The organism is Rhodoferax koreense, assembly GCF_001955695.1.
Classification (GTDB): Bacteria; Pseudomonadota; Gammaproteobacteria; order Burkholderiales; family Burkholderiaceae_C; genus Rhodoferax_B; species Rhodoferax_B koreensis.
Genome location: NZ_CP019236.1, coordinates 4,554,488 through 4,567,086 on the forward strand (window position 1 = coordinate 4,554,488; position 12,599 = coordinate 4,567,086).

10 protein-coding genes are annotated in these 12,599 nt (G+C 67.6%); 2 read left to right on the forward strand and 8 right to left on the reverse strand.

Going from position 1 to position 12,599, the window contains the following annotated elements; translation table 11 throughout:
• Position 1: 1 nt before the first annotated feature.
• From RD110_RS21155 to RD110_RS27610, 7 genes are read right to left on the reverse strand one after another with little or no spacing between them, the layout of a single operon-like run.
• Complete coding sequence (locus RD110_RS21155) at positions 2-1,093, reverse strand: ABC transporter ATP-binding protein (protein WP_076201785.1); 1,092 nt, start codon at positions 1,091-1,093, stop codon at positions 2-4.
• 7 nt (positions 1,094-1,100) lie between these two features.
• The gene (locus RD110_RS21160; protein ID WP_076201787.1) at positions 1,101-2,123 is read right to left on the reverse strand and encodes a Gfo/Idh/MocA family oxidoreductase; all 1,023 of its coding nucleotides are present in this window, start codon (positions 2,121-2,123) and stop codon (positions 1,101-1,103) included.
• Positions 2,120-3,001, reverse strand: a complete 882-nt coding sequence (locus RD110_RS21165; protein WP_076201788.1) for a sugar phosphate isomerase/epimerase family protein — start codon at positions 2,999-3,001, stop codon at positions 2,120-2,122. Before RD110_RS21165 ends, RD110_RS21160 begins: the two co-directional genes overlap by 4 nt.
• Positions 3,002-3,028: 27 nt before the next feature.
• Positions 3,029-3,868, reverse strand: coding sequence for a carbohydrate ABC transporter permease (locus RD110_RS21170; RefSeq protein ID WP_076201790.1), 840 nt, complete (start codon positions 3,866-3,868; stop codon positions 3,029-3,031).
• Positions 3,865-4,743, reverse strand: coding sequence for a carbohydrate ABC transporter permease (locus RD110_RS21175; RefSeq protein ID WP_076201792.1), 879 nt, complete (start codon positions 4,741-4,743; stop codon positions 3,865-3,867). The genes RD110_RS21170 and RD110_RS21175 overlap by 4 nt, the downstream gene beginning before the upstream one ends.
• A gap of 19 nt (positions 4,744-4,762) precedes the next feature.
• Positions 4,763-5,998 carry an ABC transporter substrate-binding protein gene (locus RD110_RS21180; RefSeq protein ID WP_083686418.1) on the reverse strand — a complete coding sequence of 412 codons (1,236 nt, stop codon included), beginning with the start codon at positions 5,996-5,998 and terminating at the stop codon, positions 4,763-4,765.
• Positions 5,999-6,033: 35 nt separating this feature from the next.
• Positions 6,034-7,623, reverse strand: coding sequence for an alpha/beta hydrolase fold domain-containing protein (locus RD110_RS27610; RefSeq protein ID WP_162277371.1), 1,590 nt, complete (start codon positions 7,621-7,623; stop codon positions 6,034-6,036).
• 221 nt (positions 7,624-7,844) lie between these two features.
• On the opposite strand from RD110_RS27610, the gene RD110_RS21200 reads away from it, so the two are divergent.
• Together RD110_RS21200 and RD110_RS21205 are read left to right on the forward strand one after the other, a co-directional pair.
• Positions 7,845-9,569 carry a diguanylate cyclase domain-containing protein gene (locus RD110_RS21200; protein WP_076201793.1) on the forward strand — a complete coding sequence of 575 codons (1,725 nt, stop codon included), beginning with the start codon at positions 7,845-7,847 and terminating at the stop codon, positions 9,567-9,569.
• A 54-nt stretch (positions 9,570-9,623) separates the two neighbouring features.
• On the forward strand, positions 9,624-11,228 hold the full coding sequence (locus RD110_RS21205; protein WP_076201795.1) for a gamma-glutamyltransferase family protein: 1,605 nt from the start codon (positions 9,624-9,626) through the stop codon (positions 11,226-11,228).
• Between the two features lie 25 nt (positions 11,229-11,253).
• Here the strand turns inward: RD110_RS21205 and RD110_RS21210 are convergent, their stop codons facing one another.
• A complete protein-coding gene (locus tag RD110_RS21210; protein WP_076201796.1) occupies positions 11,254-12,573 on the reverse strand; it encodes a nitrate- and nitrite sensing domain-containing protein in 1,320 nt (439 codons plus the stop codon).
• Between the last annotated feature and the right edge of the window lie 26 nt (positions 12,574-12,599).

Genomic DNA, 12,599 nt, shown 5'->3' on the forward strand with positions numbered 1-12,599 from the left:
GCTAGAGCACGTTGCCGGTCTGCTGGTCGAACAGGTGGAAGTGCGCCGGATCGAGCGCGATCGGCAGCCGCGTGCCCGCGGCCGGCCGCACGTCGGGCGCGAGACGGGCCTTGAGTTCGTGTTCGCCCAGCTTCAGGGTGAGCAGGTTTTCCGCGCCCAGCAGCTCGACGAGTTCGACCTCGGCCTCGATCACCGGCCAGTCCGCATGCTGGCGCTGCAGGCTCAGGTTCTCGGGGCGGATGCCGAATTCCACGCCCCGCCCCACATGGGCCTGCCAACGTTGCGCCAGCGCAGGCGGCAGCACCAGCGCCGCGGCGTTGCCGATCTGCAGCGTGATGGCCTCGCCTTGCCGCGCCAGCGTGGCTGGCAGGAAGTTCATCGGCGGCGAGCCGGTGAAGCCGGCCACGAAACGGTGCTGCGGCCGGCCGTAGATCTCGTCGGGCGTGCCGACCTGCACGATGCGGCCGGCCTGCAGCACCACGATGCGGTCGGCCAGCGTCATGGCCTCGACCTGGTCGTGGGTCACGTAGATCACGGTCTCGCGCACGCGGCGGTGCAGCTTCTTGATCTCGGCGCGCACCTGGTTGCGCAGCAGCGCGTCCAGGTTGGACAGCGGCTCGTCGAACAGGAACACCTTGGGCTGGCGCACGATGGCCCGGCCCATGGCCACGCGCTGGCGCTGCCCGCCCGACAGGGCCTTGGGGAAGCGGTCGAGCAGGTGGGTGATCTGCAGCGTCTCGGCGGCGCTGTCCACGCGGCTCTTCACCTCGGCCTCGGAGAACTTGCGCAGCTTGAGGCCGAAGCCCATGTTGTCGCGTACCGTCTTGTGCGGGTACAGCGCATAGTCCTGGAACACCATGGCGATGTCGCGGTCGCGCGGCGCGAGGTCGTTGACCCGCACGTCGCCGATGTGCAGGTCTCCGTCGGAGATCGTCTCCAGCCCGGCCACCATGCGCAGCAGCGTGCTCTTGCCGCAGCCCGACGGGCCGACGAAGACGACGAATTCGCCGCTTTGGATGTGCAGGTCGACGCCGTGGATGATCTGCACGCCGGCGTAGTCCTTGCGGATCTGGCGCAGGGTCACGTCTGCCATGGCGGGCCTATCGCACGACCGGGACGCAGGCGCCCGGGCGTGAAATGCCTTCCAGCATGGCCGCCATGACACGCATGGCTTCCACGCCATCGGCGATCGTGGGCAGGTCGGTCGCGGCGCCGCCGAGCTCGGCGAAGAAGGCCTTGAACAAGGCGTTGTAGCCCTTGAAGTCCTCGTTGGCGGCGGCCGTGAAGTTGGGCTTCCAGCTCAGGTTGTCCACGCCGTCGGCGAGCGTGGCGTCGAGGTCGTCGGCCTTGAACGGCGGGTTGCGGAAGTAGTTGACTTCGATCACGCCGTTGACCTCCACGCGGTGGTGGTCGCCCATGATCTGCAGGCGCTCCATCGGCGTGCCGCGCGACTGGATGGTGCCCATCACCACGGTGCCGATGGCGCCGTTCTCGAAGCCGAAATGCACATGCAGCAATTGCTTGCCCGGGGCGATCTCGTTGCGGAACACGGTGACGTTCACCACCGGGGCGACGAAGTAGCGCACCAGGTCCATGTAGTGCACGCAGTGGTGCAGGTAGAAGCCGGTGTAGTCGACGTTGCCGCTGAAATAGGTCGGCGCGGTCATGTATTCGCCGAAGAAGCCAGCCACCGGCCCGAACTCCCCGCCCTTGACCACGTTGTGCGCCATGCGGTTGGCGGTGGCGAAACGCTTCATGAAACCGATGCCGACGGTCTTTCCGGCCTTGGTGGCCGCAGCCTGGATCGCCAGCGCATCGGCGACATTCGCGCCCGAGGGTTTCTCCATGAAGACATGGCAGCCGCGATCGAGGGCCGCGATCGACATGTCGCGGTGCTGCGTCGGCCCCACGGCCATGCCGACCACGTCGAGGCCGGGCACGTCGAGCAATGCTTGGTAGTCGGTGCCGACGTGCTTCACGCCGTAGCGCTGGCCGATCTTCTGCGCCGTCTCGGCATTGAGGTCGCAGACCGCGACCAGTTCGACGTCATGCCGCGCAAGTTGCGGCAACAGCATCTGCTCCGCATGCCGGCCGCAGCCGATCCAACCCACTTTGTAAGTCATTTCCGGCCTCCGTTCAGCGTGATCAGGCTCTTCAGGAAACCACAGGCCGCGGCGAGCTCTTCCTGCTCGTCCTTCGCCGGCGGCTTCCACTGCGCGAATGGAATGCCGATGCGTTCGTCGCGGCGGCGGAAGGGCTCCAGCGAAATCGTGCCGGTGTAGCCGATCTCGGCCAGCGTGCGCACCACCGGGTTCCAGTCGATGTGGCCGGTGCCGAGGTAGCCCCGGTGGTTCTCGTTGGCCTGGAAGTGGATCATGTGCGCCGCGCCTTCGCGCAGCGCGGTGCAGATGTCGTCGTCTTCCATGTTCATGTGGAAGGTGTCGAGCACCAGGCCCACGCTCGGGTGCTGCACCATCTCCATCAAGGCGACGCCCTGGCGCGTGGTGTTGAGCACGTCGGTCTCGAAACGGTTCAACGGCTCGACACCGAACTTGATGCCGCATCGGGCCGCAGCTTCGGCACCGATCTTCAGGCCCTCCACGGTCCAGTCGACGCGCGACTGCCGCAGCGACTCGGAGACGACATGCGGCGCACGGCCGGCGAACACCAGCGGGTTGCCATACAACGGACCACCCACGACGGAGGCGCCCAGCGCCTGCGCGGTCTCGGCGCAATAACGCAGGTAGTCCTGCCCGGCCTGGCGTTTGGCGGGCTCGTCGCTGGTGAGGTTGCGGTCCAGGTTCACGCGTGCGGCCAGCACCACGCCCAGGCCGGCGTCGGCGAGGGCCCGGCGCGTGGCGGCCAGGTCGAGCTCGCCCGGTTCGGGCACGAGCAGCTCGGCGAAGTCATAACCGGCCGCCTTCCAGCGGTCGAATTGCGCGAAGTCCGCCGCGACGAACGGGCGGTTGTATTGCATCGAGATGATGCCGATGGGATTCATGGAATGTGTCTCCTATTGAAAATGGAATCAGCCTTTGACCGCGCCTTGGGTCATGCCGGCAACGAGGCGTTTCTGGATGAGCATGAACAGCAGCGTCACGGGCAGCGCGCCCATCACGCCGCCGGAGGTGAGCAGCCCCCAGGCGATCTCGTATTCGCCCACCAATGTCTGGATGGCGACGGTGAGCGTGCGCACCTTCTGCCCCGCGAGGATGGACGCGTACAGGTACTCGTTCCAGGAGGTGATGAAGATGTAGATGCCGGTGGCGATGATGCCGGGCACGGTGAGCGGCAGCACCACGCGCACCATGGCGCCGATGGGCGTGCAGCCGTCGACCATCGCGGCCTCGTCCAGGCTCCTCGGAATCGCGTCGAAGTAGCTGATCATCATCCAGGTGGCGAACGGGATGGAGAAGGTCGAATGCGCGAGGATCAGGCCCACGTGGGTGTCGAGCAGGCCCAGGCTCCTCATGATGATGAACAGCGGGATGATCAAGAGCACGATCGGGAACATGTTGACCAGCAGGAACTGCAGCATCAGCACGCGCCGCCCCGGGAAGCGGAAGCGCGAGAACGCATAGGCCGCCGTGATGCTGACCGACAGGCCGAGCAGCATGGTGCCGATGGCCACGAGCAGGCTGTGGCCCAGGTTCTCGACGAAGGTGGTCTTCTCGAACAGCCGGATGTAGTTGTCCAGCGTCAGCACCTTGGGCAGGATGGTGCGGTCGGGCGAGAACAGCGTGGACTCGGGCTTGAGCGAGGTGATCAGCATCCACAGGTAGGGCCCGAGTGCGAACAGCACGATGGCCAGCATCGGCAGGTGCAGCGTGAACAGGCGGCGCAGCGGGCGATGGGCTTGGACGCTCATTCGATCCCCTTTCCTGCCCTGCGCAGGTAGACGAAGATGGCACCGAGCAGCAGCAGCGAGAAACTCACCGCCAGCGCCGAGCCGTAGCCGAAATCCATGCTGGCGTAGGTGCGCTTGAGCGCATACAGCGGCAACGTATGCGTGGCGTAGCCCGGCCCGCCGCCCGTCATCACGTAGATCACGTCGATGGAGTTGGCCACCCAGATGATGCGCAGCATCACCGCCGTCACCAGCACGGCCTTCAGCGCGGGCATGGTGATGTGCCAGAACTGCTGCCAGTCGCTGGCGCCGTCGATGTCGGCCGCTTCGTACAGGCTGTGGGGAATGGTTTGCAAGCCGGCAAGGATCATGATGGCGAAGAAGGGAAAGCCCTGCCACACCAGCGCGGCGATGATGGCGTAGAGCGAGGTGTCGGGGTTGGCCAGCCAGGGCACGGCCGTCTGCAGCAGGCCCAGGCGCAGCATCAGGTCGTTGAGCAGGCCGACCTGCGGGTTGTAGATCCACGACCACATCAGGCCGATCACCACGCTGGGCAGCGCCCACGGGATCAGGATCAGGCTGCGCGCCAGGCCGCGCCAGCGGAAGGTCTGGTTCAGCAGCAGGGCCGTCACCAGGCCGAGCAGCAACTGCAGCGGCACGGTCAGGCCGATCCAGATCGCGGTGCGACCGAGCGACGCCCAGAACACCGGGTCGTGCGCGATGGCGATGTAGTTGTCCAGCCCGATGAACTTCACCCCGCGCGGCTTCCACAGGATGTTGTTGTACAGGCTGGTGATCACCGCCTGTACCATCGGATAGAACACCACGATCACCGTGGCCAGCACCGCCGGTGACAGCAGCACATACGGCAGGATGCTGGTGCGCATTTTTGCCATTACAAGCTTGCTCCGTTGGTCACTTGCTGCTGAAGTGCTTGTCGATCTCGCCCATCATCTGCGCGGACGTGATCTCGCCGTTGAGCGCGCGCTGCATCGTCGTCGGCCAGACGGTAGAGACGAAGTCGGCGGTCTGCGGCACCAGCGGCAGCGGCTTGGCGAAGGCCAGCGAATCCATCGTCGCCTTCACGAAGCGCGCGGGCTGGGGCACCTTGGCCGATCCGCTCTTGGTCACGGTGAGCTGGCCGGTGGCCTCGTTGAAGCGCAGGTTGTTGTCGCCTTCGCTCAAGAAGCTCATCCACTTCCACGAGGCTTCCTTGACCTTGGAGGTCTTGAACATCATGGTCGACTCGTCGCCGAAATACGTCCAGCGTCCGCCCCCGCAAGAGGGCACGGGCACGGCCGAGACCTTGTCGCCGAGCGCGTCGGCCATGGCCTTGGCCGAGCCGACGTGGTGGAAGATCATCGCGGTGCGGCCCGACTTGAAGGCGCTGATGATTTCGTTGAAGCCGTCGTTCGGCGCCGAGGGTGGCGCCACCTTGTCCTTGCGCAGCAGGTCGATGTACCACTGGTTGGCCGCCACGGCCTTGGGCGTGTTGATGGCGCCCGGCTTGAGTTCGGCCTGGGACAGCACGAACGGCCCCCAGTTGTCGTGCCCGCCCTTGCCGCCGCGCATGCCGAAGCCATAGAGCTCGGTGCCGCCGTTGGCGCTGGCCGGCAGGGTGAGCTTCTTGGCCGCGTCGCGGAACTCCTCGCAGGTGGCCGGTGGCTTGAGGTTGTACTTGGCGAACAGGTCGGCGCGGTAGTAGAGGTAGATGGCCACGTACTGCAGCGGCATGTAGTAGTACTCGCCGTCCGGGGCCTTGTTGATGTCGAGCAGGTTCGGCGCGAGGTCGCTCTTGGCCGGCCAGCTGTTGATCTGCTTGGTGATGGGCTCGATGGCGTTCATCTCCAGCAACTGCGGCTGCAGCGCCAGGCGCGTCACCGCCACGTCGGGCGCCTGGCCACCGGCGATGGAGATGAACAGCTTGTCGAAGTAGTTGTTCCAGGGGATGTTCTCGGCCTTGATCCTGATGCTCGGGTTCTTGGCCTCGAAGTTCTTCACCAGTTCGTCCATGATCTTGGTGTTTTCCGCGTTGTCCACGTGGTACCAGAAGTTCACGGTCTGCTGCTGCGCCGAGGCAGGCAAGGCGAAGGCCAGGGCGCCGATGGCGGCGGCCAAGGCACTCAAGAGCGGGCGGCGTGGAATCTGCATGGTCTGTCTCCTATGGGTTTTATGAAAACGAAAGCTCACCAGGACCGGGTGAACGCGGCGGCATCCTTGAAAGCGGCCATGGCTTCGGGCAATTCACTGCTCATCTGCATGAAACCGTGCACCACGCCTTCGACCACCTTCATCTGGCACGGCACGTTGGCCTGGGCCAGGCGCCGGGCAAGCATGAGGCTGTCGTCACGCAGCGGGTCGAGACCGGCCGCGTTCATGAAGATCGGCGGCAGTCCGGCCAGATCGGCCAGCAGCGGCGACACGCGCGGGTCGTCCGGGTTGCAGCGCGCGCCGCTGAGGTAATGCGCGCGGTACCAGGCCATCTTTTCCGTCGAGAGGCCGAACTGACCCTGGCCGCAGCGCAGGTGCGATTCGGTCTGGTGGTTGGCCGCGAACACGCCGTAGAACAGCAGCGCGGCATCCGGCAGCGCCTCGCCCGCGTGGCGCAGGTCCAGCATCATCGACAACGCGAGGTTGGCGCCCGAGGAATCGCCCGAGACGAACCACGGCGCGGTCAGCCCGCGCGCATCGGACTCGGCCCGCAGCCAGTGCCAGGCCCAGACGGCATCGTTCAGGCCCGCAGGGAAAGGGGCGTCGGGGGCGAGGCGGTAGTCGATGCCGACCACGGTCAACCCACTGAGTTCGGCCAGCCGCGCCATGGCGCCGCGGTGCGTCTGCACCGAGCCGAACACCCAGCCGCCGCCATGCAGGTACAGCAGCGTGCCGGGACGCGCGCCGACCTTGGGTGCGATGCGCAGCGCCGGCATCCGGTAGCCGCCCGCGCTCGGGATCAGGAAGTCCTCGATGTCGAACGCGTCCTCGTCGATGCGATTCCAGCGCGCGGTCGTGGCATTGAAGTTGAGCCGTGCCTCCGCCAGCGGGATGCGCATCGGGTTGGGCAGGTGGCCATCCTCCTTCTGCAGGCGCTGGAAGATCGCGGCCATCGGGGGCGACATGCGCAGTTCAGGCTCGCCACGGGCGGCGCCATCGGCGTCGCCGATCACGCTGGACACATGGTGGAACAGCACACGCTCGAGTTCCGCGGCCTGACCCGACTGCACCGCCTCGACGATCTTCCAGTGGCGCAGCGCCGTGTCGCGCAGCGTGCGTCGGGTGGTGGACTGCGTGATTTTGTAGCGGTGGCTGCACAGCGAGCAGCGGTCGAGCATCGGGATCAAAGCCGGCAGGTTCGCCGCTTCGTACAGCGCATGGTGGAAGGCCTGGTCGAGTTCGAACAGCCCGTACTCGTCGCCCTGCTCGGCCATGGCCTCCATCTGCCGCACGAGGCCGCTAAGCAGTTCGATGTGCGCGGGCGTGAAGTTGCCCATCGACAGGTGCGCGGCGCGGGACTCGATGCGCGCGCGAATGTCGAGGGACTCCTGGCCTTCGATCGCCGAGACCGACGACACCACGGTGCCGCGGTAGCCCTGGCGCATGATGAGCCCGTCTTCCTGCAGCCGCATCAGGGCCTCGCGCACGGTGCTCTGGCTGCAATCCATCTGGCGCGCCACTTCGAGCTCGACGAGCTGCTGGCCCGCCGGCAGCTCGGCCAGGATGATCTGGCGGCGCAGATGGCGGTAGACCTCGTTGCTCTTGCGGCCCGTGACGGCAGCCATCGGAGCGGATACCCCGTTCGCGGATGAGGTGGGGGCGACAGCATGGCTCGTTTTCATGCCTCAATTGTGTTATCGATAAACAAAAAATTTAATATCGATAACCCTAATATGAATTATTTCCTTGCCGATTGCGCACAAAATCAATTTGGCTTTCAGATTGCGCATGCAATCAGCTCCTTTCGTTTTTTGTTTCTCACTTTTCAGAGGCACCGCCAGGACGCATGACTCCCCGCTTCTCGCTGCGGCAGTGGCTGACCATCCCCTATGTCGCGTTGATCCTGGGCGTTGCCGCGTTGGTCGGTGCCCTGTCCTACCGCACCGGCAGCGAAGTCGTGGACACCCTGTCCCGCAATCTGATGCTGGAAACGGTGGCCCGCATCGCGCAGGCCGTGGACCGCCAGTTGATCGGCTCGGCCGCCGTGCTGGAGACGGCGTTCGCGCGCGGCATGACCGCCGCGCCCCGGCTGGAGACCGATCTCGAAGCCCTGCGCAGCCGGTTCTGGGCGGCCACCTCCCTGCACGGCGACTTCGATGCCAACGTGCTCTACGGCAACCGTGCGGGGCAGATGGTCTCGATGTACCGCGAGGGCCCTGACCGCGTGGAATGGCGGCTGCGCCCCTCGCCCACCGGCCCGCGCGAAACCTACGTGCTGCCGTCCATCGATGCGCCGCTGCCCAAGCCCACGCTGCTGACGCCGCCGCTGGACCCGCGCCAGCGGCCGTGGTACCAGCGGGCCAGCACCAGCAACACCCTGATCTGGACTTCGGTCTACATCGACGCCGTCACCCGCGACCTCGTGGTGACGCGCGCCAAGCGCGTGAACGACGCGGCCGGCGACTTCCAGGGCGTGGTGGCCACCGATGTGGCGCTGCACAGCCTCAACAGCTTCGTGCGCTCGCTGTCGCTCAGCCCCCACAGCGTCGCCTTCGTCATCGAGGCCGGCGGAGAACTCATCGCGTCATCGCGAACGCCGAACATCCGCCGGGGCGCGGACGGCGAGAACACACGCATCAACGCCGCCGAAAGCGGCGATCCGCTGCAAGTGGCGGCCTACCGGCACATGCGCCAGGCCATCCGCGACAACGCCGGCAGTTTCGACAATGCCCATTCGCTGCGGTTCACCGGCCCGGGCGGCCAGCTGGTGCAACTGGCCTTCAGCCACCTGCGCGACGATGCGGGCCTGGACTGGTTCGTCGCGGTGGCGGCGCCGCGCAGCGACTTCATGCAGGGCGTCATGGCGAACGTGCTGCGCACGGCGGCCATCGGCGGCCTGGCCGCGCTGGGCGCAGCCGGGCTCGGCCTGTTGATCCTCAACTGGCTCAGCAGCGACCTCCAACGCCTGACCCGGGCTGCGCGCCTGGTCGGCCAGGGCCAGCTCGACGAAATCCTCGAGGTGCGCGGACGCGGCACCATCGGCGAGCTGGCCAGCACCTTCAGCGAAATGCAGTTGCGCCTGCGCACTGACGCGCTGACGGGCCTGGCCAACCGCGACTGGCTGATGCGCTGCATCGACCGCCGCATCGGCAACGGCCAGCGCGAGACTGACCGTGAACCGTTCGCCGTGCTGTTCATCGACATGAACCGCTTCAAGCTGATCAATGACACCCTGGGCCACGAAAGCGGCGACCGCGTGTTGATCGAGGTCGGCGCGCGGCTGCGCAGCGCCACACGCGACGGCGACGTCGTGGCCCGTTACGCGGGCGACGAGTTCGCGGTCCTGCTCGGCCAGGTGCGTGACCTCGCCGCCGCCGAGAAGATGCGCAAGCACGTGCACACCTGCCTGCTGCCGCCTTTCGAGAGCCTGGCGCAGACGGCGTTGCGCGAAGAAGTGTTCGGCGCATCGGTCGGCCTGGCCGTGTTTCCCGGGCCGGCGCACAACGCCGAGGAACTCGTGCGCCTGGCCGACCAGGACATGTACGCGGTCAAGACCCGCGGGCGCGACTGAGCAAACGGGAGCCAACCGGCATGCCGCCTGGCACGTTCGCTGCTAGATCCGGTGATGCCCCATACCCCCAACGGCACCGGCGCTGCCACCTCCAGCCGCGGCATGGTCACCAGCCCGCATGCTCTCGCGTCCCAGGCCGGCCTCGCCGTGCTGGCCGCCGGCGGCAACGCCATCGAGGCCGCCATCACCATCGCCGCCTGCCTGGGCGTCACGTACCCGCATTTCTGCGGCCTGGGCGGCGACGCCTTCATGGTCATCGCCGACGCCTCGGGCGGGCTGCAGACGATCTCGGGCATCGGCCAGGCCGCGCAGAACGTCCACGGCTACAGCGGCCAGATCCCCGTGCGCGGCCCGCGCGCGATGCTGACCACGGCCGCGGCGGTGGACGTGTACGGCCAGGCCTTCGAGATCAGCCGGCGCGACTGGGGCGGACACCGGAGTTGGGCCGGCCTGCTGGCGCCGGCGATCGCCCTCGCACGCGACGGCTTCGAGATCTCGGCCTCCGAACGTTTCTGGCTCGACTTTCGCCTGGCCGATGCCAGCCCGTTAACCGGTGTCTTCGAGGCCTTCCTCGCCGACGGTCAGGTGCCTCCGGCCGGCTTCGTGCGGCGCCAGCCCCGGCTGGCCGCCACGCTGGCCTCACTCGCCGAAGACGGCCCACGCGATTTCTACGAGGGCCGGCTGGCGGCCGCCATCGCCCGAGGCCTGGCCCAGGCCGGCTCGCCGCTCACCGCGGCCGACCTGGCAGCAACGCGGGCGCGCATCGAAGCCCCCTTGCGCGTGCCCTACCGCGGCGGCGAACTCGTCGCGCACCAGCCGCCCACCCAGGGCGTGACCACGCTCGAGATCATGGGCATCCTCGATCGCTTCGACCTGCGGGCCGTGCCCGAGGGCAGTGCCGACCATTTCCACCTCATGGTCGAAGCCGTGAAGCAGGCCTTCATCGACCGCAACCGCTTCGTCGCCGATCCGGACGATGGCGAAGTGCCGACCGCGCGGCTGCTGTCCGCCGCCCACCTCGATGCGCGCGCCGCCGCGATCGATCCACGCCGCGCCCTGCCGTGGCCGCATGTGTTCCAGAAAGGCGACACCGTGTACATCGCCGCGGCCGACGCCTTCGGCAACGCGGTGTCGATGCTGGCCACGGTGTACTTCGACTGGGGCAGCGGCGTGGTGGTCGGCGACACCGGCCTCGTCTGGCACAACCGCGGCGCGGCTTTTTCGCTGGACCCACAGCACCCGAACTGCCTCGCGCCGGGCAAGCGGCCGTTCCACACGCTCAATCCCGGCATGTACCTGGAAGGCGGCAAACCCGCCATCCTCTACGGCACGCAGGGCGCCGACGGCCAGCCGCAGACGCTGGCCGCCATCCTCACGCGCCTGATCGACTACGGCCTCGACCCGGCCGCCGCGCTGGCCCGGCCGCGTTTTCTGCTCGGCAAGACCTTCTCCGATGCGCGCGATTCATTGAAGCTGGAAGCCGACCTGCCCGAAGCCGTGTTCACCGAGCTCGCAGCCCGCGGCCACGCGCTGAGCCGTGTGCCGGCGCAGAGTCCGCTGATGGGGCATCCGGGTGCGATCCGCATCGATCCGGCCACCGGCGTGATGACCGGAGCGCACGATCCGCGCAGCGATGGACGGGCGATGGGGCTGGCGTAGCCCGGTTCAACCGCCAGGCCCGGTCTCAGCGCGTGTGCTGGCCGGCCTGCGCCGCCAGCTGCGCAAACGCGAAGTCCGGCAGCGAAAGCGTGGCCTCGGCCACGTCGAGCAGCCGGCGGTTCTGGTCCATCGAGGTCTTCTGCAGCGCGCGGAACGCGGCCTGTTCCGTCATGCCCAGGCGGGCCATCAACATGCCCTTGGCGCGTTCGATCACCTTGCGTTCGTTGAGGGTGCGGCGCACGGTGTCGAGTTCGGCCTCCATCGCGGCCAGCCGGGCGGCCTGGGCCTGCAGGAGGTCGAGCAGCGTGTTCGATTCGGCGGGGGCGGGGGCTGGGCCGGCGCCGCGGGCCGGCACCGCTTGCGGCGCGATGGCGTCGTCGAAGAAACGGTCGACCACGTGGGTGCGCGGTGGCGGGTTGTCGCGCAGTCGTCGCAGCAGGCCCTTGGAATCCTGCAGGTCCTGCTGCGCTTCGAGAATCCGTGCCGCGCAGTCTTCGCGCAGGCGTTTGACGAGTTTGACCTGCAGCTGCCACAGATCGTCGATGCGTTCGGTGCAGACGTTGAACCAGGTATCGCTGAGGTTGCTGTCGAGCGCCGCACCGGGCCGGGCCGTGCACAGCGTGCGCCGCAACCGTTCGAGCCGGGCCACGCCGGGCTGCAGTTGCTGCGCGTCCCAACGGGCGCGCAAGGCCGGCTCGGCGAACTCGGCGAAGACCTGGAGGCTGCGCTCCTGCGCCTCGATCAGGTGCACCACCCGCTGCTGGTGCGCCTCGGCACCCACGCCGGAGGCGTACAGCAAGGCCCCCACCGCCCGCTCCTGTCCAGCCTCTTCCTGCGCCTGCACCAGGTGCAGCATCGCCACCAGCAGGCGCGAGACGCTGGGCACGGCCGACGCATCGGCCACGTGGAACACCAGTTCGATCAGTCCCGCGATCAGGTGGCTGTAGGCCGCCACGGCGTCGGGGGCGGGCATGGCCTGCCGCTCGATCTGGGCCCGCAACGCGACCAGCGCATCCAGGCCGAGCAGCGCCCAGGCCATCAGCGACAAGGTCCTGGCCGTCGCGCCCTGCGCGTGCTGCGATTCGGCCGCGAACACCTCGCGCAGCCGCTGCTCCACCGCACGCGCCTCGTCGACCAGCGTGCGCCGCGTATCGGCGAACCGCTGGCCCCTGGACGCCAGGTAGATGCTGGATGCCCCGCGCTCGCGCTGCAGGGCCTGGATCACCTGGCCGACCACGTCCACCAGGTTGGCCCGGTTCGCGAGCTCGCGCACGGCCTCGATCTCGCGCTCCTTGGCACGCAACACGAGGGTGGCAACGGACAGCGGCGCGGCGGGGTCGGGCATGTGGCGAGTTTGAACGTGGAGCGGGG

Excerpts from the sequence above, each read along its gene's own strand:
- RD110_RS21155 (WP_076201785.1), bottom strand. The coding sequence starts at position 1,093 with ATGGCAGACGTGACCCTGCGCCAGATCCGCAAGGACTACGCCGGCGTG.
- RD110_RS21160 (WP_076201787.1), bottom strand. The coding sequence starts at position 2,123 with ATGACTTACAAAGTGGGTTGGATCGGCTGCGGCCGGCATGCGGAGCAG.
- RD110_RS21165 (WP_076201788.1), bottom strand. The coding sequence starts at position 3,001 with ATGAATCCCATCGGCATCATCTCGATGCAATACAACCGCCCGTTCGTC.
- RD110_RS21170 (WP_076201790.1), bottom strand. The coding sequence starts at position 3,868 with ATGAGCGTCCAAGCCCATCGCCCGCTGCGCCGCCTGTTCACGCTGCAC.
- RD110_RS21175 (WP_076201792.1), bottom strand. The coding sequence starts at position 4,743 with ATGGCAAAAATGCGCACCAGCATCCTGCCGTATGTGCTGCTGTCACCG.
- RD110_RS21180 (WP_083686418.1), bottom strand. The coding sequence starts at position 5,998 with ATGCAGATTCCACGCCGCCCGCTCTTGAGTGCCTTGGCCGCCGCCATC.
- RD110_RS27610 (WP_162277371.1), bottom strand. The coding sequence starts at position 7,623 with ATGGCTGCCGTCACGGGCCGCAAGAGCAACGAGGTCTACCGCCATCTG.
- RD110_RS21200 (WP_076201793.1), top strand. The coding sequence starts at position 7,845 with ATGACTCCCCGCTTCTCGCTGCGGCAGTGGCTGACCATCCCCTATGTC.
- RD110_RS21205 (WP_076201795.1), top strand. The coding sequence starts at position 9,624 with ATGCCCCATACCCCCAACGGCACCGGCGCTGCCACCTCCAGCCGCGGC.
- RD110_RS21210 (WP_076201796.1), bottom strand. The coding sequence starts at position 12,573 with ATGCCCGACCCCGCCGCGCCGCTGTCCGTTGCCACCCTCGTGTTGCGT.